A 26208-nucleotide genomic window follows, 5' to 3' on the forward strand; every position below is an offset into this window, starting at 1 on the left:
AGGATTTAAATATCCACCGGATCTCTTCTCTTCGGCAAATTCAAGGGGAGCGGGATATTTTCTTCAGGAAGCTAAAGACGAGGATTTTACCAAGGCCATCGTATTTTTCATGACTGAAACGCGGGCATGCCTTTTTAATAATATACTTGCAAATATCCGTGAATACCGCTTATGAACAAAGGGTATTTCGATTGCCGCAGACGATGATGTGACCGGGGCGGAAAAGACAACAGGACCAGTTGGAGAACGGATATGTTTAAGAATATTATTATCGGCTTATTGATTTTAGTGGCCGGGTATGCGGCAGGACTGATCAGCCACCTGTATTACTATCCCAGGGAGGCTTTTGGAAAGCATTATGAGAACATCGTCCGCGAAGGCGGAGAAGCCCGCTGGGTTCACCGCCGCCAGCTAAACGATCACAACTTTACCGATTTCCCGCGCCCCAGCAACGACACGCTTTATTCCTATTGCATGGTCGATTTGTCCAAAGGGCCTTATGTGATCGAGATGCCTCCCGTCGACCGCTACTGGTCCATTCAGTTTCTTCAGGATAATACGGACACCTTTCACTATCTGGCATCCCGCCTTCAGGGTCTGAATAAACCCGCACGCGCGCTCTTGGTTCCCAAAGGATATGCCGGAGAGAGCCACGGTCTTGACGTTGTCCAGGCGCCCACCGGACGGGTGTGGCTTTTCGGCCGGATTCTGATCGATGGACCGGCCGATATTCCCGCGGTCGTGCGCCTTCAGGATCAAATGAAATGCACCCCCTTGAATCAATACAAGCAGGAGGACAAGCGATCATGAAAAAAATCATCCTGTTTTTATTACTGATCGCCGTCATCGGATTCGGAGTGGGCTGGTACACACTTCTCCCGGGGCTGGACGTCTTTCTGGAGAAGGGGAAAGACGTGCGCAACCCCAGGCTGGCTTACAACGGCGCCTGGGGGGCATCCATGGATATCGGCAGTTCCAGGGCCACGGCCCTCTTTCGGGCCCTCACGGCAAAAGTGGGCCTGGGCGCGAATTCATCGGATGAGGCCATCTACTGGCTGGCCATCAAGGACAAAAACGGCGAGCGCCTCACCGGCGGAAAAACCTATGAGGTGCGCTTTTCGCAGCCACCCGCCATCAACAGAACCGCGGGATTCTGGAGCCTCTGCGTTTACAATTCCAAAGATCAATTTGTGCCCAATCCCATGAAGCGATACAACCTGGGAGACCGCTCGCCTCTTGTCAAAAACGCCGACGGCTCCTTTACCATTTATGTGACGCCCCGGCAGCCAAACCAGATCCATAACTGGCTGCCCGCGCCCGAGCAAAAAGAACCGATTATGCTGACGATGCGCATGTACGCGCCGCTGCCGGAAGTGCTGAAGGCGCCCGGGAAATCTCCGATGCCCGAGATCATCCCGATGAACGAAGCGGCAAATTGACGCGGGAAAAGCTGCCGGATGGGTTCAAACGACGCGGGACATGATTAAAATTTTAAGCCGCCATTATCAGCCATAAGGAGGTTCGATATGAGCAGAAACAAAAGAAATTTTTTCAGAAGCATCGCGGGCCTGATTTTTTTTGCCGCGGTATATCTGTTACCGGGAACAACGCTGGCGTTCGCCCCTCCGGGGCCGTCGGCGCCCGTTCCGGCAGGCGTGCCGGGGATTGTGACCACGGGGATTCCGGGGACATCCGATATGGACACACTGACCGCTATCTTCACCAGGCGCAGCGTGCGCAAATACTCCGATAAGCCGGTTTCCGACGCGACGGTAAAACTTCTGCTTCAGGCCGCCATGTCGGCGCCATCGGCAAAAAACGCCCAGGACTGGGAGTTCATCGTGATCCGGGACAAAAAAACACTCGCGCAGATTCCCACCTTTCATCCTTTTTCCAAACAAATCCCCGAAGCGCAAGTGGCCATTGTGGTTTGCGGCAATACCAGGCTGGAAGCGACCAAGGGGCATTGGATACCCGATGCTTCCAACGCCAGCATGAACATCCTGCTTGCGGCTCATTCCCTGGGCCTGGGCGCCGTGTGGACAACCTTCTATCCGTATGAGGACAGAACGGCAGGGATCAGACAGCTGCTCAACCTGCCGGACCACATCATGCCGCTCAATATTATTCCCCTGGGCTACCCTGTCGACAAGCGCGCGTATCAGGATAGATTCCATCCTGCCAAGGTCCATTATGAAACATGGTAATCCGTAAATGACGTTCTCCCTCAACCCTTTCCCCTAGCGGAAGGAATTGAGGGAGAATTTTTTCTCCGCGCATCGGTTTAATAGATCGTGCGACAATGATGACGGTCAGACAAAGACAGGCGCTTGAAAAGATGGAATGGGAGGCCGGGAATGAAACAAAACAGCACTGAAAACAAAGCCCGAATGGTTTATTTCTCCCATGGCGGAGGCCCGTTGCCGATTCTCGGAGACTTAAGCCACCGCGCGATGGTGGATTTCATGCGACAGCTTCCGGCCCGGCTGGAAAAGCCGGATGCCATCCTGGTCATCAGCGCCCATTGGGAAGAAAGCGCGGCAACGCTTTTGGGCGCTCACACGCCTCCCATGCTCTATGATTATTACGGCTTCCCCGATGAAGCCTACGATATCACATACCCGGCGCCGGGCAGCCCCGCTCTGGCCGAAAGGATTGCCAAATTGCTTCATCAGGACAAGATACCGGCGCGCATTGATGCCGAGCGGGGATTTGACCATGGCTTATTCATCCCGCTGAAACTGATGTATCCCTTGGCCGATATTCCTTCGCTGCAGCTTTCCCTGGTGCGCGGCCTTAACCCGGCCGCCCATATTGCCCTGGGCCACGCGCTTAGCGAATTAACGCGGGAGAATATCCTGGTCATCGGGTCCGGATTTTCATTCCACAATATGGGTGCGTTTTCCTGGGAAGGCATTGACCGCCCTGATCCGGCCAATGACGCCTTTCAAAATTGGCTGATCGAAACATGCGCAGGCCCGATGCCCCAGTCCGGACGTGAACAACGCCTGACCCAATGGGAAAAAGCGCCTTCGGCACGCTACTGCCATCCCCGTGAGGAGCATTTACTGCCGCTCCATGTGTGTCTCGGCATGGCGGACAAACCCGCGGAAGTAATCTTTGATGACCACATCCTGGGCAAACGCGCAGTCGCCTTCTTATGGTGAAGGGACGGCGGAATTGCATGAAGAAGAAAGGGGTGTCCGTTAAACCGGGCAGGTTCAGGCGTTCCCTTTGTTACCCTGAATACGCCGCGCTCCATAGGCAATAATTTTTCTCATGGCCTCCCGCGATTTAACCGGATCTCTCTTTTTCAGGTGTTCTAAAAGACGGCGGTTCAGGGCCAGCGACGTCTCCGGCGCCCCGTCCAGGGAATAGAAAAAATCTGTAAAAACCATATAGACCTGTTTCATGGATGTAAAGATCAGGCGGGTGATAATGTCATTTGAAGCAAGAATGATGCGGTAATGGAAACCGTAATCAAGCTCTGCCAGCTTTTGCGGTACCCCCAGGTTCTTTTCTTTTTCAATCAGATTATTGCTCAGAAAAGCCAGATCTTCATCTGTTATCCGGGCGGCGGCGAGTTCAGCAGTGCGTATCTCGTTAACTTCGCGGAATTTCATAATCGATTTCAGCGTCTGTGGATCGACACTTTTGTTGATCAGCACAATCTGGGCAAGCATCTCCAGCGTGCAATGTAAATTGAAATCCCTGACATAGGTCCCGCTCTGCGGCCGTGTTTCCGCAAAGCCAGAGCTCGCCAGCATCGTCATGGCCTCGCGGATGGCAAAACGGTTTGTTCCGTAAATTCCTGCCAGATCCCGCTCAGTGGGGAGCCTGCTGTCAATTTTGTATATTCCATTAATAATGTCGCGACGAATATCTTCATATATTTTGTCCGACAGTTTCTGAGTCATGGTCCGCTCCCTTTATGTTTTACTGCTTTACCTCAACAAAGAAGCAATGACATTTTTATAAGTTAAATGTCCATTGATTTTTTATAATAACCGTCTCTTGTCATCCGGAAATTAATTCTTGACAAATTGGTTATACCAATTTAAAAATAGAGTCAATGATCAAAAATAAAAAAAGGAGGAAAGCCCATGAAAATATCAGAAATTGAATTGTACCATGTATCCGTGCCTCTCACGGAAACGTTCTGGCCAACCTGGATTCCCGGTTACCCGCAGACCCATAACCGGTTTACCCTGATCCGCCTGGTAACGGATGAAGGAATAGAAGGATGGTCCGCAGGCTCCGCTATGGGAACGGAACGCGAGGGGCTGGGAGACCTGCTCGGCGGTTACCTCCTGGGAGCCGATCCCACTGATATTGAGCGTGTGCAGGGATTACTGAAACAGGCCGGCTTTCTCGGCTGGAGAAATTTCTGGATAGAACCCGCCTGCTGGGACATCATGGGGAAAAAAGCCGGGAAACCTGTCTACGAACTCCTGGGCGGTAATGCCCGCCCCATAGAAGTATATTGTTCAACAGGCGAGATGCGTGATCCTGTTCAGCGGGTGGAGGGATTGCAGGAAATGAAGAAGCAGGGCTACCGGTGCGCCAAGCTCAGAGTGAAAAGCATCAAACTGGAGGATGACATCCGCCAGATCACGGAAGTGAGGAAAGGGATGGGCGACGACTTTGTACTGGGGGTGGATGCCAACCAGGGATGGCTGGTAACCATCGTGGACAATATCCCGGCCTGGGACCTGGCCCGGGCAAAGAAGTTTGCCGATGCCTGCGCCGATCAGGGCATTGAATGGCTTGAAGAACCGCTTGATTCAAGGGACTACGACGGCAGTGCGGAGTTGAAAAAATATTCAAAAGTTAAAATATCCGGAGCCGAGCTCAACTATGGCTGGGACGAAATAAAAATCATGTTTGAAAAGGACTGCTTCCATGTCTACCAGCCCGACGCCACATTTGCCGGGGGGATTGCCCAGGTCAAAAGAGTCATTGATGAATGCAAAAAGCGCGACCGCCTGTACTCTCCGCATACCTGGACAAATGGGATCGGTTTTTATGTTAACTGGAACCTGGTCCTCGCCGACAGGGACAACAAACTGCCGCTGGAGTATCCTTTGGAATACCCGTCCTGGATACCCGAATGCCGGGAGGGGATCATATCACCGATCATTCCGGATAAAAGCGCCATGCTTCAGCCGTTTAAAAGGCCGGGGCTCGGTTTTGAGATTGATAAAAAGCTGTTGAAAAAATACGGCAAGCGCTTCTTCCGAATGACGGAGACCGGCCTTAAGATAAAGGTCATCAGAGAAAAAGGCATCCTGGAAGCATTAAAATTAAAGAAGAGAAAGGAATCGCGGGAATAAAAAAAATATTCAGGAAAAACGGTTTCCTTATCCGGCAGATCCCTGATCCTTTACCCTCTTGCTCCCGGGTTGCAGACAGTACGTATTATTTCTTTTCCAGCCAGGCCGGTTCACCGTGGACCCGTCCGCCGTCAACCACAATGGTTTCACCGGTGACGTAGCTTCCCGCATTGGAGGCCAGAAATACGACAATGCCGGCCAGTTCCTCAGGCTCACCCAGACGCATCAGGGGGATATGGGCAACGGCTTTGGCATTGACTTCCGGGTTCTTCCAGAGCGCTTCGCTCAGGCGCGTTTTGATGATGCCCGGGGCAATGGCATTGACCCGGATATTGTATTGCCCCCATTCTTTGGCCATCACCTGGGTGAGCATGATGACGGCGGCCTTGGTGGCGCAGTAGACGCCCAGTTCGCCCGCCCGGATTCCGCCGATGGATGAGGTGTTGATGATCGATCCGCCGCCCTGCGGCTTCATAATCTTCGCGGCCATCTGGCTCAGAAAGAAGAGGCTCTTCACATTAACGTTCATGGTGATGTCATAGGTTTTTTCATCCTGATCCATCATGGTTCCGAAGTAAGGATTGGTGCCGGCATTATTGACAAGAATGTCGAGGCGTCCGAATTCCTCCATCACCTGATCAATCAAAGCTATGGAATCAGCCATCTTGCCGACATGGGCCGCGATGGCCCTGCCCTTCACGCCTTTGGCCGATATCTCCGCGGCGACAGGTTCCAGATCGGCGATTTTCCGGCTGCTTACCACAACGTGTGCTCCGGCGTCAGCCATCGCCAAAGCGGCGGCGCGGCCGATTCCCCGGCTTCCTCCCGTGACAACTGCGACTTTTCCTTCGAGGGAAAACTGTGAAAGATCCATGGTCATGACTCCTTTCTTAAATGTTAGTATGGTTCATAATATCTTTGCGCATAACACAAACACAGAGGGTGGTCAAAGGCGCGGGCGTCCGAAAAAAACGTCATTGCCCTGATGAATCGTACATCCGTCGTAAAGAAATAAGCAGATGAGTTAACAGCGCTGCTCTGTCTTCCCGGGCTTGAAGGCTTCAACCAGGCCGTCCATTTGCCGGCCGGTTTGGATTAACTGCACGTTCGTGAATCCCGCCTCCGTAAGCCAGGCTTTGATCTCGTCAAAGGTGTAGGTGGAGCCTCCGGGCGTGTTTACCAGCATGTTGACGGCAAAGACGGCCCCCGCTTCGGGCTTGATCCGATCGGGCTCCATGACATGATCGCGGACAATCAGCCGTCCGCCGGGCACCAGCGCGTGCAGCACCTTGCGGAACAGTTCAACGTTTTGCGCGGGGCTGTTCTGGTGGATAATGGCGGAAAGCATCGCCAGATCGTGTCCACCGGGCAGAACGTCCACGTAAAAATCCCCCGCCACAAAATTGACCCGGTTTGCCATCCCCGCTTGCGCCAGGCGTTCGCGCGCGATCGGAATAACCGGGGGCCTGTCAAAAAGCGTTGCTTTCATGTTCGGCGAGGCCGCAAGAAAGGCAATCGTATAAGTACCGGAAGCACCGCCCACATCAATCAGGTTTCGGGCATCGCCTGGCTTTGCAGCCGTGACAATTTTTTCGGCAAGCTTTGCTCCGATCACATGCATCGCCCCGATGAAGGCGCGCATCTCATCGGCCTTGCGGTCATTAGCGGCGGGGCTTTCGGCCGGTTCCGGTCCTCTGACTTTGGCTGTCAGACCCGACCAGCTTTCCCACAGGTGGTTGGCGTGGTGGATCATCGGCAGAACCGAGTGAGGGCTGCTGTCGCTCAGGCAGGCTGCAACATCGGGAGATGTCCAATACACATCGCCCGGCTCTTTGATGATCAAACCCATCGCCGAGAGCGCATCCAGCAGGATCGTCAAGCCCCGTAAATCGGCAGGCAATAGGCCCGCCAGGTTTTCGGCGGTTGAGGGCGCCTTGTCCAGCAGCGTAAAAAGGTTCAACTCCGCCGCGGTGAGCAGTATCCGGCTTTCCATGAACTGCCTTGCCAGCTTCAAAATGTCTTCCGGTTTATGTTCGTTTTTCATGGGCGCAGTATACTATGGCTGGTTATTTTTTGACAGGCAAAACAAAACATCCGGCCCGAAGCCCGGCGAATGCCGGGGGAATCCGGAATTTAAAATGGTGGCAGTTGCACCGGATTATGCGAATGTTCAGCCGGATGATTTTTATAGATTGATCTGATGTCCATGTTCATTGTATATATCAACAAGACTGTTTCATGAATGGTCATATTTCAATACAGGGGGCATGCGCTATGAACTGGTTGGAAGTAAGTGACGAATTGGTAAAAATGCTGCGTTTAAAAACCGATCCGCTGGCCTTCAAACGCTTTGAAAAATTGGAAGACCTTGAACAAATAAAAAATGTTTACCACATCCCGACATTTTCCACCTTCTGCCAGGCCATATTCCGCGCCAGAGTTCAGGGACTGACCATCGGCATCACCAGGCAAGACAACATGAACCATCGCTGCCTGCGCCTGCACGGCGTTAAACACGCCCATGAAAAAAGCATGAAAGACGAAGCAGCCATGCTTTCCAAAACCTGGTTTGCATCTCCCGAAGAGGCGTTGGAGCAGCAGATGGAAACACCCCGCGTTCCCGTCGCGGAAGCGGTCGCCTTGGCGCCGCTGGCAAAGGGGAAATTCGAGCCTGACGTTGTGCTGCTTTATGGAAATCCCGCGCAGCTGATGATGCTCCTTTGCGGTTTGCAAAAGGAAAAATATGAACGATTCCAGTTTTTCTTTATCGGTGAAGGAGCGTGCGCCGATTCATTGGGAGAGTTCTACCGCACCAATAAGCCTCAGTTGTCCATCCCCTGCTACGGAGAAAGATCCATGGGGCAGGTGTCCGACGATGAAATTTCACTGGCGCTCCCTCCCGGCGAAATACCCCGGGCCATTTCCGGCATGAAGCGCCTGGCAAAAATAGGCTTCAAGTATCCGATAAACTACATTGGCGCGCAAGCAGACCTTGAACCGATTCTGGCTCAAGTATATCCGATACCAAAAACAAAAAACCCGTAAGCGCTGGAGAGCTTCACGCCGGTACCAGCTGCCAGGGGACACTCCTATATTGTTCCTGTCGAAAAATAAGTTAATATAATAAGTTAACAGCGCCCCTCTCATATTCACTCTCTTATCCATGGTTCTTTGGGCAAGTTATTACGCTATTTCTCATCACAGGAAACCTCACGGGGCCGATCACTCGGAAGGTCTCAGGCCTGTCCACGGGCGCCGTGCAGGTTTCTGCCGCTTAGAACACAGTTTCCGATGCCAGCCAGTCGGTCTCGGAAGGTGCGTCGGAACAGGCAGCGGCGATCGAAGAGACTTCGGCCTCGATCGATGAAACGGCCTCCATGAGCCGTCGGAACGCGGACGGCGCGAGTGAGGACAAACAGGTTGATGAAGGTTATCCATGGTCTGATTGACGGTGAAGGCCAGCCAATGAAAGACAAGGTTGTTCAGAGAAACGCGGCAAACGCAGAGGAGTCAGCTTCGGCTTCGCAAGAGATGAACAATCAGGCGAAACACATGAAGGAATTTGTCGGAGAACTGGCTGCTATGGTGGTGAACAGCGAGACATGAACGTACAAGGCACGTTCTACTTGCCAATGCACCAAAGCTTTTGCCGTCGCAGATGACCAGGATGAAGTTAATAAATAAGTTGACAGCATCCCCTTTCCCCCCTATTCCAGTCCAAAATAAGGGAGGTTGCGTTCAATGTTACAAAGATTTTCGTTGAGGGCAAAATTAATGGGAGAGTGTGGGAAAACAAAACTGGAATGCGCGTCCTGCCACGCACTTTAATGAGTCAAAAAAAGGCGTCCTGCTTTCTTGACTTGAAAAAAAAGCAGGATGCCGTTTCAGTCCATATCCCCCGATATCATCCATCGTTTGATTCCCGCTTGGCGTGCCCCAAAAAAAGTCATCACGATCCCATCGTCTTATAAATATCTTCCGACGCTCGATTCCCCTGACAATAATGTGATGAACATGCCCGGAGTATCTAATCTTCCCGATCCTGGCATTATAAAACTTTACCTCAACTTCTACGGATCATGACCATATCAATTAATTTACAATTTAAAGAGCTTCCCCCTAGCGGATCCGGACACTGCTGATCTTCCAATTGACCCTCCGGGCCTGAAGGTAAAAGCATTCACAAATTAAATCTTTGTTTTATTAAGCAGATAACGCGAATAATCCTTTTTCCATGTATGAAAAACCAGTCACGAACGGCCTGACACGAACCAGAACCGTTATGGTTATATATTACATATAATCAATACCTTATCAATTAGGCACAAATGATGGCACAAGCATTGCTGTTATGGACATCATGAACCAAACGATCATTTCGTAGGATCCGTCAAAGGGAATGTCACGCAAAGAAAAAAAGGAGATTCCAAACCGGTTAAGAAATTGCCAATCATAGCAGTTCTCGCCATTTGCGAGAAAGAAAGGAGTTTCAAGAGAAGAGGAAACATATGAGAGGATTGTCCGTCTTGCCAAATAGAAAAAAAATAAAAATCGAAACAGGAGATTGCATGATAAAGAAAATTTCATTAAAAATTTGCATTGTGATGTTGGTCGTCGGCGCCTTCAGTGTTGCCTATGGTTTGAGTTCCTACCTGACATCTTTCAACGCCACCTATGGGACTTCGGGTACGGCTCTTAGCACGTGCTCATTATGTCATCCGGGCGGTGATACGTCGCAGTTCAACCCCTATGGGCTGGATTACGCGAACGCTGGCAGTTTTGCGGCTATTGAATCCCTCGACTCGGATGGCGACGGATTCACGAACATCGATGAGATCAGGGCCGGAACCTTTCCCGGGGATGCCACAAGCCATCCTACCGCTGCTGACACAACCCGCCCGGTTGTTTCGGCATTTGTTATTCCGGCAAGCGCAAGTTCACTGGTCATTTCCGTTACAACTTTTACCGCCACAGATAATGTTGCCGTGACGGGTTATCTGCTCACGGAGACATCGGCAACGCCATTGGCCTCGGCTGCGGGATGGACCGCCACAGCCCTGGCAAGCTACACGTTCAGCTCGGCGGGAAACAAAACCCTTTATGCCTGGGCAAAGGATGGCACGGGTAACATTTCTGCGCCTTTAAGCAGAACGACGTCCATCACACTGCCTGATACGACAGCCCCGGTGATTACCGGATTTACCATCCCGGCAAGCAGCAGTTCCACCACCGTTTCCATTACGACGTTTACCGCTACAGACAATGTCGGTGTCACAGGCTATCTGATCACCGAAACCGCAACTACCCCCTTAGCCTCGGCTGTGGGATGGTCCGCGACGGCACCGGCAAGCTATACGGTCAGCTCTGCTGGTAACAAGACCCTTTACGCCTGGACGAAAGACGCGGCAGGGAATATCTCGGTGCCCATAAGCAGAACGACGGCAATCACCCTTCCCGATACGAGCGCTCCCGTGATTACAGGCTTTGCTATCCCGGCAACCTCGACATCCCTTGCCGTTGGAATCACATCATTTACCGCCACGGATAATACCGGCGTGACGGGCTATCTGATCAAGGAGACCTCTGCGACGCCTTTGGCTCAGGCGACGGGATGGACCACTCAGGCTCCCACAGGGTATACGTTCAGCTCTGCGGGCAGCAAAACCCTTTATGCCTGGGCAAAAGATGGAGCTGGTAATATCTCCGCACCTATGAGCGCGATGATAACCATCACGCTGCCCGATGCGGCACCGCCTGTTGTCGGAAGCTTTGCCATACCTTCAAGTTCCGGCTCGCTGACGGTGTCCATTTCTGCTTTTACCGCAACCGACAATGTGGGTGTCACGGGCTATCTTGTCAAAGAGACTTCGACCATTCCTTTGGCCTCAGCGACGGGATGGAGCGCAACACCGCCGGCAAGCTACACGTTCGGTTCGGCGGGCTCCAAGGTTCTCTATGCCTGGGCGAAGGACGCCGCAGGCAATGTCTCCGTACCACTGAGCGCCATAACGAGCATTACTCTTCCTGATACGGTTCCGCCTTCTGTAACGGGGTTTGTCATTCCGTCAAATTCAAACACGCTGACGATCCCGATTACAACCTTCACGGCAACCGACAACATGGGTGTTACAGGCTATCTGGTGACGGAAGTCTCCACGGCACCTTTGGCCTCGGCTGCTGGATGGACCGCCACGGCACCGTCGGGTTATACCTTCAGTTCAGTGGGTTCCAAGGTCCTCTATGCCTGGGCAAAAGATGGGGCGGGCAATATCTCCACATCCTTCAGCGCATCGACAACCGTAGCCGTTTCCGACGCCACGCCGCCGGTGATTGTCGGCTTTACGATTCCTTCCACGTCCAACTCGCTCACCGTAAGCATTACGACCTTTGCCGCAACGGATAACGTTGCCGTGACGGGTTATCGGGTTTCTGAGAGTTCCGCGGTTCCTACGGCAGGCACCACGGGGTGGAGCGCAACCCCGCCTGCGGGCTATACGTTCAGTTCGGCGGGTTCCAAGATCCTCTATGCCTGGGCAAAGGACGGGGCAGGCAACATCTCGGCCGTAGCAAGCGACAATGTTGTCATTTCGACGTCGGATGCAACACCCCCGACCATCACCAAGTTTGTTATCCCGTCCAGGTCGTCGTCGCTTACCGTTCCCGTTACTCTGACGGCAACGGATAATGTAGGCGTCACCGGGTATCTGCTGACGGAGTCATCACAACGTCCGAACGCCGCCGACTCCAAATGGAGATCAACGCCGCCGACGAGTTATACCTTCCGCGCTTCGCGCACCAGGATCCTCTATGCCTGGGCAAAAGACGGGGCGGGAAATATATCGAAGAGTGTCAGACGGTCTGTTGAGATCAGTTACCGGGGCACAATTCCTGGTCATAACGATGATGATGAGGAGGAAGACGATTAACCTTTTCAAATAGGTTCGGGGCATCATTCCTTGCGGAAGAACCCCATCACGGCGGATCGGTGCTTGCCTTGCGCAAGCATCACCGCGAGATGCACCTGGGCGCCTTTGGCAGTAACACCGTCAAAGGCGCCTGCTTTTTTCTGCATCGTGGAGCACAGGGGCAGAGACATTCTTTCCTTATTAACTTACCCCTTGCAGGCTACTTCAATTTTCTTCAATTGAAACGCAAAAGAAGGGAAATGGGAACATTTTCTATTTGCAGCAAAAGATGAAAGTGGTTGGGATTAACGCGCATGCAAGCAGGAGGTCCTGGTTTCAATCAACAAATCCGCAAGACCTTTCAGAAATAATAAATAATCATCTTGATCTGTGAAGATTTTCTGGCGGTCAATTCCTCTGTCTATCACGCGATGCAGGGCCCCGGATGTATCTATGCGCGATTGTCTTGGCATGAACATCTCATGAAATTCGATTTCAAAACATATCAATTGATATTTTGAAGTACGTTCCTATCGTTACCTCTCCCACAGCCCATGGTGCCATTGGCACATGTCCGCAAAGAAGATTCTAAAAATATTTTTTGATTAATTCTGCAACATATTCGGCAATGGCAGGTGATGCGGTCAAGCCGGGCGATTCGATTCCAATCAGATTGATCAGTCCGGGGAAGCCCTTGGCTGATTCATCAGCAATAACGAAATCCCTTATAATTTTATCATCAGGTGTTTGTATCGATGACATGATGCCCGACATATCAGGCTGCAAGTCGTCATACTCAATAAAAGGCAGGTAACTTCTGACATCTTCAAAGAAAAACTGATGCAATGAATCATCGACGGAATAATCGATGCTGTCCGACCAGAAAAAGTGGGGCCCCAACCGCATCCCGCCATTCATGTCCGGGGTTGTATGAATCCCAACGCTTCCTACGTCCGGCGGAACAGGATAAATAAGCAATTTGGGATATTTTTCAAGTTGTCTGACGGCGCGGAAGTAAATTCCCTTGTGGTAATTGATTCTGTAGCCTTGTGCAGCAGAGTCTATTCCAACCATTTCCGATACTTTGTCACTGTAAAGTCCGGCTGAATTGATTAACACGCTGGTTGTTATTTCATATACATCATTACGCGCGGTTCGAACCTTGACCACATATCCCGCATGATGCTTTTTTATTGAAACAGCCTCGTGGTTGTATAAGTATATGGCTCCATGATGAATGGAATCACTTTCAAAAAACGACATCAGCTTTTCTGAATCGACATAACCCGAAGTTGGAAAGTATATGGCCTTTGCAGCTTTCACATTGGGTTCAATCTGCCTGATTTCAGCTTCATCGACCATTCTGCAATTCTTTGCTCTGTTGCCAATGGCCTTCCGGTATAGATTATCCAGCTTATGGATGCTTTTTTCTTCCTTGGCGATCAGAAGCTTGCCTGAATTATTATACGGTATCGAATGATCTTCACAGATTTTATAGAGCAGTTCATTCCCGCGAAAGCACAGGCGGCTCTTTAAAGAACCCGGTTCGTAGTATATTCCGGCATGAATCACTTCACTGCTGCGCGATGACGTTTCCTGTCCAAATTTGCCGTGGCGTTCCACGACAACAATACCGCTGTATGTTTTAGACAGCTCGGAAGCAATCGCCAGCCCAACAACGCCTGCGCCGATAATCAGAATATTTACATCATTCATAATGCTTTCTTTTGTCTGTTCCGGGGATGTCCCCTGCCTGGAAAAGCTTGTTAATGTCCGAACATCGGCCCTTCAGGACCCATGTGGCAGGAGTAACATCCGAACCCCCTGCGGGTGATGATGCTGAAACTTTTCAGGCCCAGGGCTTCGCTCATCATCGGCACCAGACGGTCCAACTTCAGCCGGGTGGTATCGGGATATTTCGCGAATTCCGGCCTGAGCAGTGCATCTCCGCTCAAACGCGGCAGGTGGGCGGAGGGCATGTGGTAGTTGTCGGAGACCGCTCCCGTACCGTGGCATAGTGTGCAGTCCACCTGAGAGAATCTTTCCGGCCGCCAGGTGCCGAACAACAAAGCGGCGCGGGGCAGGACCGCCTCAGTCATGCGCGCCTTCTTCTGTTCTACGCTCATCTCCGGCCAGGTGAGGCGATCTCCGGACGGCCCCATGGGACCGACACGCTTGGGGTAGCAGCTCACCAAAGCGACTGCAGCCAGAACCAGTCCGATCAGCAGAAGCCAGGTTCGACGATTGGTTGTTGCCATAGATCCTCCTTTGATTTTTATAAGACCTCATTTTTCACGTTATTCATATTAATTTATCGGCGCAGCCGTCGACATACTGTCATTCGATGACCGCCGTCTTCTGGCCTGCTCTTCCAGAGTCCAGCCGATATACTTGCCGGCCTCTCCACAACCCAGGACGATATTTGGGTAATGATTGTTTTCAGACATGCGGATCACCTTAAATTATGAGGTATGTGATTAATAATTATCGAGTAATATACAACACGAACCTGTCGGACGCAAAAACTTTTCTCGGGAACATGAAGGAAGATTTCTCAACAGGTGAACAATCGCTCTACCTTCTCACGTTTACCAATATATATTAATGATTGTAATGTTGAAATAACAGGTTGAATCTGAAAAAACAGTTCAGGAAGAAATGGTCAGGCGTCGAAGTTCGAAAATCATTTTGCATGAGTACAGCAGTCTTTTTTGATTAAAAAAAGGGGCTTACTTCTGAGGAATCCTTTTTGAAGTATGGCCCTCTTTGTTTCCCCTTGGAGAAACTTACTATTTTAGGGACATCCCCCTCTGTGCCCCACTCTTGCCGCTTCTTCCTAGCTTAATCTCCCTTCCTGCCAACCCGAATACATCTGTTCAAATCGCATCCTCCGGATCTCCTGTAGCATCTCCGTCCGTCTCATCCGTCACCTCCATCGAGGTAACTTCTTAACCGGACAGTTTATGTGCTACAAGACAGGACATATTATGTGCTTCTTACACCGCCCAAATCCTTCTTTGACATGAGTCCTCATTTTGCCTATACTCTCCGCGGCCAAATTTTTTCCTGCGGGCAGCCGCGCAAGCGTTCGCGCTGAAAACCGACGGAAGCGCCAGACTGATCTTCGTTTTGGAGGAATACTGTGGCACTTGTGGCTCTGATTCTTTTTTATCTCCTTTTTCCGGCGGCCGCCGTTTATCTGGCCGCCAGATACACCGTCTTCAACAGACTGGGCGCGGTCGTTGTCTGTTACATCGCCGGGATTCTCGTCGGCAACGTCGGTTTGATTCCGGCTCACCCGACCGCACTTCAAAATCCGCTGATGCTGGTCACGATCGGTCTGGCGCTTCCGCTGATGTTTTTTTCCATCGACATGCGCCGCTGGAGCAGGCTGGCGGGTAAATCACTCCTCTCCTTCGGACTGCAAATCCTGGCCATTGTTGTCATTGCGTTCGCGGGGTTTTTTCTCTTCCGCGTGGGCGTCGGCGAAGAAACCTGGAAAATCGCCGGCATGTTCGTGGGCGTTTATACCGGCGGCACCGTCAACCTGGGCGCCATCGCCACGGCGCTGCGCACCGACCAGACGCTTTATCTTGCAGCACATACCTCCGACGTTCTGGTCTCCAGCGTCTACCTGCTTTTCCTGATGACGGTCGGACAGCGGGTTTTCGGGCTGATCCTGCCCGCTTTTGCAGCCGATGCCGGCACTGCGGCGGATCGGGAGCCGGACTTCGATTCTTACGCCGGCATATTTTCCGCCCGGACGGCCGCTGGTCTTGCCAAAGCCCTCGGTCTGGCCGTGCTGATTTTTGCGGCAGGCGGGCTCGCGTTTCTGGCCTTTTCGGAAAATGTGGCCTTTGTCGTCGCGATCCTCGCCATTTCCACGCTGGGCATTTTATTTTCATTTATCCCCGCCGTCCGCGGCATCCGCATGACCTACCAGCTCGGCAATTACTTCATCCTGATCTTCTGCCTGGTCGTGAGCTCCATGGCGGATTTCAACCGTCTGGTCTCCACAGCGCCGGTCATGCTCATGTACGTAGCTTTCACGGTCTTCGCGTGTCTGCTTCTGCATGTCGCCCTGGCGCGGATCTTCAGGATCGACACCGACACGGTCATCATTACTTCCGTAGCGGGGATCTGCTCGCCGCCGCTGGTGCCGATGGTCGCTTCCGCGTTAAGAAATAAAGAGATTGTGATTTCGGGTGTGATCACCGGAATTATCGGCTGGGTTGTGGGAACGTATCTGGGAATCGCTGTGGCGTATGTTCTGCGCGCAGTCGCATGAAAAAACATTAAGGAGGACACTGATGAAGCTCTATGAATTTACAAAATCGTACCAGCTTTTTGAGGAAGCGCAGAAGTACCTGCCCAACGGCATTTATGGGCCCCGTACACCCGCCTTCCTCACTTTCGGATCTTATCCGGCTTTTATCAAGCGCGGCTGCGGCTGCCGGATCTGGGATGTGGACGGGAATGAATACATCGATTACATGTGCTCTTTCGGAACAAACCTGCTGGGGCTGAAGAATCCGCAAGTGGATGCGGCGGCGAAGCAGCAATGGGAAAACGCCGACTGCTTCACGCTGCCTTCGGATTTGTGGCTGCCGCTCGCCAAAAAGATGGTGGAGACGATTGACGGCCTCGACTGGTGCGTCTTCGGAAAAAACGGCTCCGACGTGACCTCCTACGCGATCACATTGGCCCGGGTTTACACCGGGAAGATGGACATCCTGCTGGCCAGGGGCTCTTATCACGGATCTCATTTCTGGTGCCAGCCGCACGGACAGGGAGTGCCCGAAGAGTGGAAAACCCACGTTCACTATTTTGAGTACAACGATGCGGAGGACTTCCGGCGCGTGTGGGCCGAGCATCAGGGCACCGTCGCGGGCGTGGTGCTCACCCCCCACCGGCACGACGCCATGAGGGATCAGGAACTGCCAAAGCCCGAGTTTGTGGAGGCGGTCAACAGCCTGGCCCGAAAAGACGGTTTCATGGTCATCATCGACGACGTCCGCTGCGGATTCCGCCTGGACATCGCGGGAAGCTCGAAGCATTACGGCTGGAAGGCAGATATCCAGTGCTTCGGTAAGGCCATGGCCAACGGCTACGCCATTTCCGTCGCCGGAGCGCGCCGGGAGCTGATGGAGGCGGCCAAGACCATCTTTTTCACCGGCACCCACTTCTTCTCCGGCGTTCCCTTTGCCGCCGCTCTGGCCTGCATCGACGAAATCCGGGCAAGCTCTGCGATTGAGCACATTCGCCGGATGGGAACGATGTTCATGAACGGGCTTGCCGACGCGGCCGCGGCGGCAGGTGTGAAAGTGAGCGTCACCGGGCCGCCGGCCATGCCTTACATGACGTTTGCCGACGATCCGCTCTTTGAAACCAACCGGTTCTTCTGTGGAGAGGCGGCCCGGCGGGGCATCTTCCTCCATCCGCACCACAACTGGTTTGTTTGCGCGGCCATGCAGGAAGCCGATATTCAAAAGACGCTGGATGTCGCGTCCGTTTGCTTCAAACTCACCCGGGAAAAGATCGGAGGCTGAGATGAAATGGTATCATGTGGGCATCAAGGCGAAAGACCGCCCGGCGTCCATCCGGTTTTACGGCGACGTTCTGGGGCTGGCCGTCGTGGATGAGGTGGAGATCTGGGGAAAGGTCTTCACCTTCGTCGGCAATGACGCTTTTCAGATTGAAATCGAACAGGCCAATCCCCATGAGACACAGACGGACCCGTCCGCCATGACGGGGCTCAATCACATCAGTGTGGTCGTGGATGATATTCAGGCGCTGGTGAAGAACGCGCGCGCCCGGGGGGCCGAGGTGCTCATGGAGCCGTTTGCCTCCCGGCCGGACCGGCTCACCACCTTCATCCGCGATCCGGACGGCGTCCTGATCCAGATTATCGAGTACGTGAAAAAAGAGGCGGAAGGCTGATCCGCGGCCTTGATGCCGCAGCGCCGCATTCAACGGCGCTGCGGCTATCAATTATCATGGTCCTCCCGACTTCAGGAAAACAGCGTCGCATCGTTATTCCTGATCGCGTTTATTTCACTCTTACATTCAAATCATTTAACTCTGCTCTCAGCGTAGCGATACTTTTCTGTTGCTCCTGAATGAGCCCCTGCTGTTCCTGGACGACCCGGGTGAGTACTGACACGATGTCCATCGAGCTCAACCCCTTGCGGTCTTTCGCGGCGACCAGCTCCGGAACATCCTCCGCGATAAACCCGACATGAGCTATTGCGGGGACGCCCCTAAAATTGTAAATTACTATTAACTCATGCAGGGAGATTGTATCGGTCCAATAATCAGCTTTTGGTGCTGATATGCAATAACGGCAGACCCAGGTGACGGCGGCGCGTTTCGCCTTTGAGCTGCGTCTGTTCACGGGTTGTCGGTTCACCCCTGCGGCCCTTGCCTAATTTATCAATCAGATGTGAGCTTCCCAGATGCAAGGTATGTTTGCCGAATTTTTGCCCCAGCTCATCGGCCGCCTTGTAAATGTCTTTTATCTTTTCCGCCTGAAGTGGATCATCAAACAGCGTGTATTGCGTATTGGCGTCCGGCTTCAGATCAAGTAAAATAACGCCGGTCGCGCGGTAAATATCCTGTGGCCGGTAACAGGCATCGAAGAGCTCGCGAACAATGCCGCAAAATTCCGCCGGACAGGCACAGGGACGCGAGAGCTTCGCCTCGCTGCCGCTGGACTCAAAGTTGTTTTTTTTCAGATAGACAACGATTTTGTGCGGCGCCAGGCTGTAACGACGCGCTTTAATGCAGGCCGATTCCATATTGCGCATCAGATGCGCGAAAAGATATTCGGCATTGGATGTCGGCGGCGCAAAAGTCTTTGTTTTGCTGATCGAAGCATAAGAACTCTTTTCTTCCGCCGTTACCGGATAGACGGATTCCCCGCGCAATTCCCGCCAGATTTCAACGCCCGGCTTGGTAAATTTATTCAGCACGGTCTCTTCCGGCAATTTTGCAAACTCCAGCGCATGGTGAACACCCAATTTAGCCAGATAGCTGGTTGTGGCGTTGCCGATGCCCCAGATTTTCCCCACCGGCAGATTGCGGAGGTAGAAAGCGATGTCCCTTCCTTTGATCACGGTCATGCCGGCGGGCTTCTGATGCTTGGAGGCCACTTTCGCCAGCACCTTGGTGATACTCAGGCCCACGGACACGGTGATGCCCAGATCCCTTTCAATGGTCTTCTTCATATTCAGGGCGATTTCCTCATAGGTTGAACGCAGGGCGCGGCGCATTCCGGTAAGATCGGAAAAGGCTTCGTCAATGGAATATTCTTCCACATCGGGGGTAAACCGGCGCATGATGTCGAACATCCGCCGGGAAAACAGGCTGTATGTTTCATAATCGGAAGGAAGAATGATCAATTTTGGACAGATTTTTCGCGCCTCATGGAGAGGCACACCGCGCTTGACCCCCATTCTTTTGGCCGCGTAGCTGGCACAGGCGACAATGCCGCGTTCACCACCGGTAATCAGAGGCTTGCCCCGAAGCTCGGGATGAATCGCCTCCTCGCAGGACGTAAAAAACGCGTCGCCGTCAATATGGGCAATAGCGCGCGGCCAGGAATGAAGACTGAAAATCTGTTCAGACATAATCGTTCAACTGATCAGAGATGTGTTACAGGTGATATTTCCTGACGACTGCCGTGACCACACCATTAAGACGCATTTCGGCTGCCGGCTTAATTCTGGGATATTTCGGGTTGGCCGCTTCCAGGTAAACTTCTTTGCCTTTTTTATAAAAATACTTCATGGTCCAGGCGCCATCCACTTCCGCAATGACGATGTCCCCTGATTTTGGTTCTCTGCCACGTTCAACAAGCACCAGATCATCTTTCATGATTCCGGCACCGGTCATGGAATCACCGTCAACCTTGAGCAGAAACAATCCGGACGACTTATTGATCAGGTATTCATCAAAGGACACGATATTGCGTAATTCTTCTTCCGCAGGCGAGGGGAAACCGGCGGATACGGTTCCGGCCAGAGGAACGCCGACCTGCGGTTTGATAAACGTCAGGCGCCCCTTTGCGTCCTTTTCAAGAATCTCTTTTTCCAGGAGTTTATTCACCCAGAAATTGACGACGCTCTTGGAGCGAACCGCCAATAAGGTAAGCATCTCCTCATAAGTCGGCATGCGATGCCGGTCATGATAAAAATCGGCTATCTTGCGGGCTACTGAGTTTATGGTGCGTTTCGTTTCCATGGGCCGGACTATAATAGAACAAATGTTCTATTGTCAAGAAGGTATTTCTATTATTCAGATAAAAAACAAATACCATGTATTATCAGCTATCTGGAAAATGCTGATTCGGGAAGTGACTTCCCTAAGTCAGCAGGCGCACCGGGGCATGGCCCCAAGCGTTGGGCAGGTTCATTTCATAGCTGTCTAAAAGGGTTATTCATGTTCTTGCGGCGCGCAATGTGTTAGATTGGCAAAGAAAGACCGGGCGGCGGATCAATTAATCGGGAACAGGAGATTCATTCATGAAATATTTCAAATACATTTTTCTTATCATTTGCCTCACTTATTCCGGTACGGCCTTTGCCGATATGACGTGCCACCAGTGCCAGCAGTATGCGACCATATCACTTGATTTGTCTGATGCGTATGGTTGTGATGCGGCCTGCGGCCTGACACCGCCGGCTACCAGAAATGCGTGCAACAAGTATTGCGCTCAATATCAATCCGGTAAAAGCCAGCCAAAGCCCGGAGAATGCAAGTCAAAAGCCGAATGCGCGCTTTGGATGTGCCGGGAAATGAACCACTGTCCGAAATAAAGGAAGTAAGCAATACCAACGCCTGCAAACCATCTATTGGCTTGCAGGCGTTAATTTTTGCCTGAGATCAGGTGTCCGTCAACCGGCCGCTCGCGCCCCCTAACTAAGGGGGTCCACTTCTTTTAACGCCAGATCCTGATAGGCGTGGAAGAATTTGTGGCAGAATGCATCCCAGCGCCCGCAGATGTCAATGGTCGCATCGTCCATTTGAAACAGATGCGGATGCGCGACAATTAACTTGATTTCCGCCGCAAGCTCATCAATCAGCTTTTGATCCAGCCCCTGAAGAACATTGGCGACAAATTCCGCGGGCCCGTACCAGGCGGCCGCCTCACGCAGGTCGCGATGGATCTGGGTGAGCAGCACATTGCGGGGGCCTTCCCACAGTTCGTTGATGGCCGAATCCCGGTACAGGCGCGGCAGAGAGGAGAAATCCTCCATCACGCCGTGGCCGCCGAAAATCGACATGGCTTCCCGGATCACGTCGGTGCAATCCCAGGAGGCGGCAATCTTCTGCAGCATAATCAGCTCCCGGATGTTGAAGCGATTCCGGCGCGCAGGCAGCGGCTCATCCCCGACATTACTTCCTTTCAGACCGCCATCGAGGGCCAGAAAGTCGCGGTACAGTTTGAAGGCGCCGGCGATCGTCCTCTGTGTGGTCTTCTTGATTCTTTGCAGTTGGACGGCCACTAGGGGAAACCGGCCGATCGGCAAGTCAAAGGCTGTCCGGAAAGACGCGTATTTTTCAGCTTCCCGCACGGCCCGGGTCATGAACGCGGCGGCGGAAAGCCCCACCGTCAGGCGGGAATAGGTCAGCACGATGCCGACAACGTTGGCGACGCCTTTGTCCAGGGGCCCCACCGGATAGGCAACCGCGCCGTTGAATGTGAGCTCGCCCGTGGTCAGTTCGCTGGTGCCCAGCTTCCACTTGATCCGGTCGATGGTATAGCCGTTGCGGATTTCTTTTTCTTTATTGCCCGAAAGCCAGGACGGCACGACAAACAGGGCCACCTTCTCCGATCCCGCGGGCTTGGCGGTCACAACGGAATATTCGGCGTGCGTGGCGGAGCAGAAAAATTTGGCGCCGTAAAGTTTCCAGACGCCGTTTTCATTCACCGCTTCCAGAACATTGGACGGCACATCCGATCCCCCCTGGATCTCGGACAGATACTGCGCGCCGATGGCGTACACACCGTCGATGCCTTCCTTGCAGTGTCTGAGAATCTGCTTTGTTTCCGGCGTATCGGCATATTTTTCGAGCAGCATCACCAGGCCTTCCGTGCAGGTGATGGGACAGGCCACGCAGGCCTCGCCGTTCTGGTAGATCACGAACATCTTGATGAGCTTCACCCAGGGCGACGTCTTATCCGCGAAGAACGCTTCTGAAAAAATTTCCCGCTCCATGATTTCCGTATCCAGCGGGCGGCAGATCCGGTCAATGCGGTTATGGTGGCCGTCATAGTGCAGCAGGAAGGGGCGCTCCTCCGGACGGGCAATCCGGTCGGCCATGTCCCGCCAGCGGAAAGAGGCTTTTTGAGAAACCGCGCGCCCCTCCGCATCCACTTCTTTCCAATTTTCGCCGGTAAAATGACGCACCACTTTTTGAATGAACGGATCATCGGCATAGTAATCGACAGCCTGACGCCAGGCAAGGAATTCATTGAAGTCATAAGGATTGTTTCTATCCGCAAACGACATAAGAACCTCCTTCGGTAAATGATAAAACGCCGTTCTTTTCAGAGCCTTTTCCGGCCTGAAAATTTCAGATCAGTGCGGCTTCCGGCCGTCTTTTTTTGTATTCATCATTTCCTGCATCAGCTCATCGACGGTCACTTCCTTATAGCCGTGGTCCTGAAAAAGCGTCGTATCGTGCGCTTCTTCCAGTTTCCGGAGCTGCTCCCGGGCGGTTTTATTTTGCCTGAAGTCATTGTCCATCAGTTTGGCTATGGCATCTCCGGCTCTTTTAAGATCACTTAAATCGATATCCAGGGACATCAGGCCAAGAACCTTTTTCAAATATTCGTAGCCTGCCTTTGCATTAAAAGTCGCAATATACGGCGGGACCCTGCCCACGATGCTGGCCGCCTCAAACCCTTCCCTGCGGGCATGATCCACAAGCAGCGTGGAGAAGCTGCACGGCCCCGTGTAATTCAGGAGCGGAAACGATTGAAATTCGGCTTTCATCTCCGGATGGCTCAGCACGGCATAGACGCTTGTTTCCCGGGTATGGGGAACCTGGTCATGAACACCGCCCAGAACATAGATCCGGCAAGCCTTGTAGCGTCTGGCCATGCTCAAAACGGCCGCTGTGTATTCGGGCCAGGCAACATTCGGTTCAAAGCCCGTAAAAAGGATCAGGTCGTTTTTGGCGCCGCTCTTCCAGTAAAAGAAGTCATTGGCGGGTTCGTGGAGTGACTTGATCAGGCCCCCTTCAACAACCGCGTGGGGCCGCATGATCTGCGCCTGATCAAAGCCCGGCACCTGCCAGATATAAAAATGCCGGGAATCGATGGCAGCAAACTTCCGGGCACCCAGCTTGCGGCGCAGAAAGTCGATGCATCCGGTCGCCATTTCACCGGCATTCAGCCACCCGCGGTAGCCGATCAGAATATAGGGATTGACAAGGTCCGGCGTATCCTGAAGAATGAGATTGTCGTTCATGATCTCTCCTGTAATGTAATTTGTATTGGCGATCCGTATCACACACCGATTAAATTATCTTCCGATAAAATAACCAAACTACGGGGTGATTATGGTTTGTCCATTCTTTGCCGTCAAGTATTATGTTGTTCCGATAGACGAAGGAAACAAATGATCGGGGGAGCAATCCATGTTCCTGACCTTTCGGGAGCACAGGCATGTGCCGGAGCCCAAGCCAAGATTATGATTGCCTTATCCACAGGAAGATGATAAAAAATTCAAACATTTGGAGATCTGTCGTGCGGGGCCGCAAAAATCCCCTGCACAAATCGGCAGGCTTCAATAAAATGCCGGGATAAAAAATCAAACCCGGCAATGGTCATAGAGGAACAGAAAACGGCCGCATACTGAACAGGGAAACACCAAGAAAAATTGCAATCGTTGGCAGCTGAAATTTCTTCAACATCAATTTATCAAATGTTTGCCGGGACCCTATGTTCACTTTGAAAACATTTCTGCTGGAAAAGAAAAAAAAAGTGTGGACGGTATCGCCCGATACTTCCATCTATGACACCCTGAAAATCATGAATGAAAAGAATATCGGAGCGGTGCCCGTAACCCGTGAAGGAAAGTTAATCGGCATCTTTTCGGAACGGGATTTCGCACGGAAAGCCACATCCGTAAAACAACTTTCCATGGACCTTCCCGTAAAGAAATTCATGACAACAAAAGTACGTTATGTCACCTCCCAAAACACGATGGAAGACTGCATGTCCATTATGACCACCTACCGCGTAAGGCATCTTCCCCTTCTCGACAAAAATAAAATCATCGGAATCGTCACGATCGGAGACGTCGTCAAACATATCATTCAGGAGCAGAAGTTCATCCTGAGAAATGTTCTTGACTCCATTGAGGAAGGCAAGAACAATCTCCGGATGAATATCCGATTCAACGTTGAGCAGAATATCCTGCCCATCGTCAATCTTCTGGCAAAAAAATATTCAAGTGATTCTTCTTTCCGCCTGCTTGAAGAGCATCTCGATCAGATCGCTTCGGAATATTACCGGAAGCTTGGCACGTCCAAATTCAATTTCACGCCCACTGAAATTTCCATCATCAAGCTCATCAAGGCGAACTACCGGGAAAAGGAAATCTCCGAAACCCTGAACATCTCCCTCTCGACGGTCAAGAAGCACAAGTACGCCATCCGCGGCAAACTGGGCATCAGAAACCAATCCGGAAACATTACCACCCATCTGGACCTTATTGACTAGGTTCTATTTTATATAGAACTTTATCCCCTCCTTTATTCACCTTATCGTTTTGCAATATTCGGCTATAGTGGACTCAACGTTATAGATTAGGAGGAAACCATATGCTGACCGTAAGAGATTTGTTGTCCAGAAAAGGAAGTGAAACGTTCTCCATTCAACCCGACAAAACCATTTATGAGGCCCTGCAGATGATGGCAGCTCATAATGTAGGCGCCCTGCTGGTCATCAAGAGCAAAAAACTGCTGGGTATTATTTCCGAGCGCGACTACGCCCGCAAATTAGTATTAAAAGGAAAAAATTCGCGCGACACGCTTGTGCGGGACGTCATGGTCAGGCAGTTAACGTCGGTAACCCCTGACGTTAAAGTGGAAGACTGCATGAAGTTCATGACGGATCAGCATATCCGTCATCTGCCGGTGTTGGAGAACGATAAATTAGCCGGGATCATTTCCATTGGCGATGTGGTTAAAGGAATGATCGACCAGCAGAAAACAACGATTAATCATCTGGAGCGATATATTTCAGGCGGTTATCTCGAGCAGGATACGTTGCAGTAAATTTGCGGCGCGCGCGGGCCGGAATCCGGAAAAGCGCTGACAAGTCAACTTAACCAGACAAAAGGAGGGGGGGGACATTATGAACGTAAAAGATATGTTAAAGGTCACAGGATTCAAACCTCACGCTTTAATCACAGTTACTCCGGATGAATCGGCCTCGGCGGCGATTAAGAAAATGGCGGAACATAACAAGGGCGCGCTTCCCGTCTGTAATGAAGCGGGCGATTTGATCGGAATCGTGACGGAAAGGGATATCATCAGAAAGTGCTTCGCGCACGAAGGCGGTTTTGAAAATAAAACTATCAAGGATATCATGACCGAAAAAGTCGCCATAGCGGGGCTGAACGACGATTTGGATTACGCCATCAAAACCATGAAGAAGGAAAAGATAAGACATCTTCCGATAGCCGACGGCAAAAGGGTTGTCGGTATTCTTTCCATGAGAGATATCATGGGATTTCAATATCAGGAAGCCAGCATAAAAATTAAGTATATGCAAATGCTGCCCAAGAGGTCGGCTTCAGCTGAGCTGTCAACCGTTCTCTGAGCCGATGCGATCGGAACGTCGCAAAGAAAAGCTGTTAATTTATTTCTGTCAGGAAGGGGCTTCGCGCTGCAACGCGCAGCCCCTTTTCAGTTTAATGAGATGACCAGAGGCGCAAGAACGTCTTTTCTCCCGT

General features: G+C 51.9%; 25 protein-coding genes. 16 read left to right on the forward strand and 9 right to left on the reverse strand.

What is annotated here, in order from left to right; genetic code table 11:
* The first annotated feature begins 252 nt into the window (after positions 1–252).
* The 4 genes from CVU71_08940 (at position 253) to CVU71_08955 (ending at position 3167) form a co-directional block, all read left to right on the forward strand.
* Positions 253–810: a hypothetical protein gene (locus tag CVU71_08940; GenBank protein ID PKN18907.1), complete on the forward strand. Its 558-nt coding sequence runs from the start codon at positions 253–255 to the stop codon at positions 808–810.
* Entirely contained in the window at positions 765–1439 is a 675-nt protein-coding gene (locus CVU71_08945; GenBank protein PKN18908.1) for a hypothetical protein, read from the forward strand. The genes CVU71_08940 and CVU71_08945 overlap by 46 nt, the downstream gene beginning before the upstream one ends.
* 258 nt (positions 1440–1697) lie before the next feature.
* Positions 1698–2207 carry a nitroreductase family protein gene (locus CVU71_08950; GenBank protein PKN19155.1) on the forward strand — a complete coding sequence of 170 codons (510 nt, stop codon included), beginning with the start codon at positions 1698–1700 and terminating at the stop codon, positions 2205–2207.
* A gap of 150 nt (positions 2208–2357) precedes the next feature.
* Positions 2358–3167, forward strand: a complete 810-nt coding sequence (locus CVU71_08955) for a dioxygenase (protein ID PKN18909.1) — start codon at positions 2358–2360, stop codon at positions 3165–3167.
* Between the two features lie 54 nt (positions 3168–3221).
* Here CVU71_08955 and CVU71_08960 read toward each other — a convergent pair whose 3' ends face one another.
* Complete coding sequence (locus CVU71_08960; protein PKN18910.1) at positions 3222–3917, reverse strand: hypothetical protein; 696 nt, start codon at positions 3915–3917, stop codon at positions 3222–3224.
* 186 nt (positions 3918–4103) lie between these two features.
* Here CVU71_08960 and CVU71_08965 point away from each other — a divergent pair, with 186 nt between their 5' ends.
* Complete coding sequence (locus CVU71_08965; protein ID PKN18911.1) at positions 4104–5333, forward strand: mandelate racemase/muconate lactonizing enzyme family protein; 1230 nt, start codon at positions 4104–4106, stop codon at positions 5331–5333.
* Between the two features lie 85 nt (positions 5334–5418).
* On the opposite strand, the gene CVU71_08970 is transcribed toward CVU71_08965, so the two are convergent.
* Together CVU71_08970 and CVU71_08975 are read right to left on the reverse strand one after the other, a co-directional pair.
* A complete protein-coding gene (locus tag CVU71_08970; protein PKN18912.1) occupies positions 5419–6207 on the reverse strand; it encodes a short-chain dehydrogenase in 789 nt (262 codons plus the stop codon).
* Between the two features lie 150 nt (positions 6208–6357).
* Positions 6358–7377: a hypothetical protein gene (locus tag CVU71_08975; GenBank protein PKN18913.1), complete on the reverse strand. Its 1020-nt coding sequence runs from the start codon at positions 7375–7377 to the stop codon at positions 6358–6360.
* Positions 7378–7571: 194 nt separating this feature from the next.
* Here CVU71_08975 and CVU71_08980 point away from each other — a divergent pair, with 194 nt between their 5' ends.
* The 3 genes from CVU71_08980 (at position 7572) to CVU71_08990 (ending at position 12259) form a co-directional block, all read left to right on the forward strand.
* Positions 7572–8378 (forward strand): hypothetical protein, encoded by an 807-nt coding sequence (locus CVU71_08980; GenBank protein PKN18914.1) that lies wholly within the window; start codon positions 7572–7574, stop codon positions 8376–8378.
* A gap of 378 nt (positions 8379–8756) precedes the next feature.
* On the forward strand, positions 8757–8939 hold the full coding sequence (locus tag CVU71_08985) for a hypothetical protein (protein ID PKN18915.1): 183 nt from the start codon (positions 8757–8759) through the stop codon (positions 8937–8939).
* A gap of 962 nt (positions 8940–9901) precedes the next feature.
* The gene (locus tag CVU71_08990; protein PKN18916.1) at positions 9902–12259 is read left to right on the forward strand and encodes a hypothetical protein; all 2358 of its coding nucleotides are present in this window, start codon (positions 9902–9904) and stop codon (positions 12257–12259) included.
* A 567-nt stretch (positions 12260–12826) separates the two neighbouring features.
* Here the strand turns inward: CVU71_08990 and CVU71_08995 are convergent.
* Both CVU71_08995 and CVU71_09000 read right to left on the reverse strand, forming a co-directional pair.
* A complete protein-coding gene (locus CVU71_08995; GenBank protein PKN18917.1) occupies positions 12827–13954 on the reverse strand; it encodes an FAD-dependent oxidoreductase in 1128 nt (375 codons plus the stop codon).
* Between the two features lie 50 nt (positions 13955–14004).
* Complete coding sequence (locus CVU71_09000) at positions 14005–14496, reverse strand: hypothetical protein (protein ID PKN18918.1); 492 nt, start codon at positions 14494–14496, stop codon at positions 14005–14007.
* A gap of 884 nt (positions 14497–15380) precedes the next feature.
* On the opposite strand from CVU71_09000, the gene CVU71_09005 reads away from it, so the two are divergent.
* From CVU71_09005 to CVU71_09015, 3 genes are read left to right on the forward strand one after another with little or no spacing between them, the layout of a single operon-like run.
* The gene (locus tag CVU71_09005; GenBank protein ID PKN18919.1) at positions 15381–16526 is read left to right on the forward strand and encodes a hypothetical protein; all 1146 of its coding nucleotides are present in this window, start codon (positions 15381–15383) and stop codon (positions 16524–16526) included.
* Positions 16504–17787, forward strand: coding sequence for a glutamate-1-semialdehyde 2,1-aminomutase (locus CVU71_09010; protein PKN18920.1), 1284 nt, complete (start codon positions 16504–16506; stop codon positions 17785–17787). The genes CVU71_09005 and CVU71_09010 overlap by 23 nt, the downstream gene beginning before the upstream one ends.
* Entirely contained in the window at positions 17738–18178 is a 441-nt protein-coding gene (locus tag CVU71_09015) for a hypothetical protein (GenBank protein PKN18921.1), read from the forward strand. Before CVU71_09010 ends, CVU71_09015 begins: the two co-directional genes overlap by 50 nt.
* Positions 18179–18552: 374 nt before the next feature.
* Here the strand turns inward: CVU71_09015 and CVU71_09020 are convergent, their stop codons facing one another.
* Entirely contained in the window at positions 18553–19866 is a 1314-nt protein-coding gene (locus CVU71_09020) for a DNA polymerase IV (protein PKN18922.1), read from the reverse strand.
* A 25-nt stretch (positions 19867–19891) separates the two neighbouring features.
* Positions 19892–20479 (reverse strand): hypothetical protein, encoded by a 588-nt coding sequence (locus CVU71_09025; GenBank protein ID PKN18923.1) that lies wholly within the window; start codon positions 20477–20479, stop codon positions 19892–19894.
* Between CVU71_09025 and CVU71_09030 the strand changes: the two genes are divergently transcribed.
* Both CVU71_09030 and CVU71_09035 read left to right on the forward strand, forming a co-directional pair.
* On the forward strand, positions 20478–20666 hold the full coding sequence (locus CVU71_09030; GenBank protein PKN18924.1) for a hypothetical protein: 189 nt from the start codon (positions 20478–20480) through the stop codon (positions 20664–20666). The genes CVU71_09025 and CVU71_09030 overlap by 2 nt on opposite strands.
* Before the next feature lie 94 nt (positions 20667–20760).
* Positions 20761–21054: a hypothetical protein gene (locus CVU71_09035; protein PKN18925.1), complete on the forward strand. Its 294-nt coding sequence runs from the start codon at positions 20761–20763 to the stop codon at positions 21052–21054.
* A gap of 99 nt (positions 21055–21153) precedes the next feature.
* Here CVU71_09035 and CVU71_09040 read toward each other — a convergent pair whose 3' ends face one another.
* Both CVU71_09040 and CVU71_09045 read right to left on the reverse strand, forming a co-directional pair.
* On the reverse strand, positions 21154–22752 hold the full coding sequence (locus CVU71_09040; protein PKN18926.1) for an acyl-CoA dehydrogenase: 1599 nt from the start codon (positions 22750–22752) through the stop codon (positions 21154–21156).
* 69 nt (positions 22753–22821) lie between these two features.
* Complete coding sequence (locus CVU71_09045; protein PKN18927.1) at positions 22822–23715, reverse strand: hypothetical protein; 894 nt, start codon at positions 23713–23715, stop codon at positions 22822–22824.
* Between the two features lie 473 nt (positions 23716–24188).
* Between CVU71_09045 and CVU71_09050 the strand changes: the two genes are divergently transcribed.
* The 3 genes from CVU71_09050 to CVU71_09060 all read left to right on the forward strand — a co-directional run bounded on the left by CVU71_09050 (position 24189) and on the right by CVU71_09060 (position 26075).
* On the forward strand, positions 24189–24971 hold the full coding sequence (locus CVU71_09050; GenBank protein PKN18928.1) for a hypothetical protein: 783 nt from the start codon (positions 24189–24191) through the stop codon (positions 24969–24971).
* A gap of 101 nt (positions 24972–25072) precedes the next feature.
* Complete coding sequence (locus CVU71_09055; protein PKN18929.1) at positions 25073–25528, forward strand: histidine kinase; 456 nt, start codon at positions 25073–25075, stop codon at positions 25526–25528.
* 79 nt (positions 25529–25607) lie between these two features.
* Positions 25608–26075: a CBS domain-containing protein gene (locus CVU71_09060; protein PKN18930.1), complete on the forward strand. Its 468-nt coding sequence runs from the start codon at positions 25608–25610 to the stop codon at positions 26073–26075.
* Positions 26076–26208 lie beyond the last annotated feature (133 nt).

The sequence above is a fragment of the Deltaproteobacteria bacterium HGW-Deltaproteobacteria-6 genome, from assembly GCA_002840435.1.
Classification (GTDB): Bacteria; Desulfobacterota; Syntrophia; order Syntrophales; family Smithellaceae; genus UBA8904.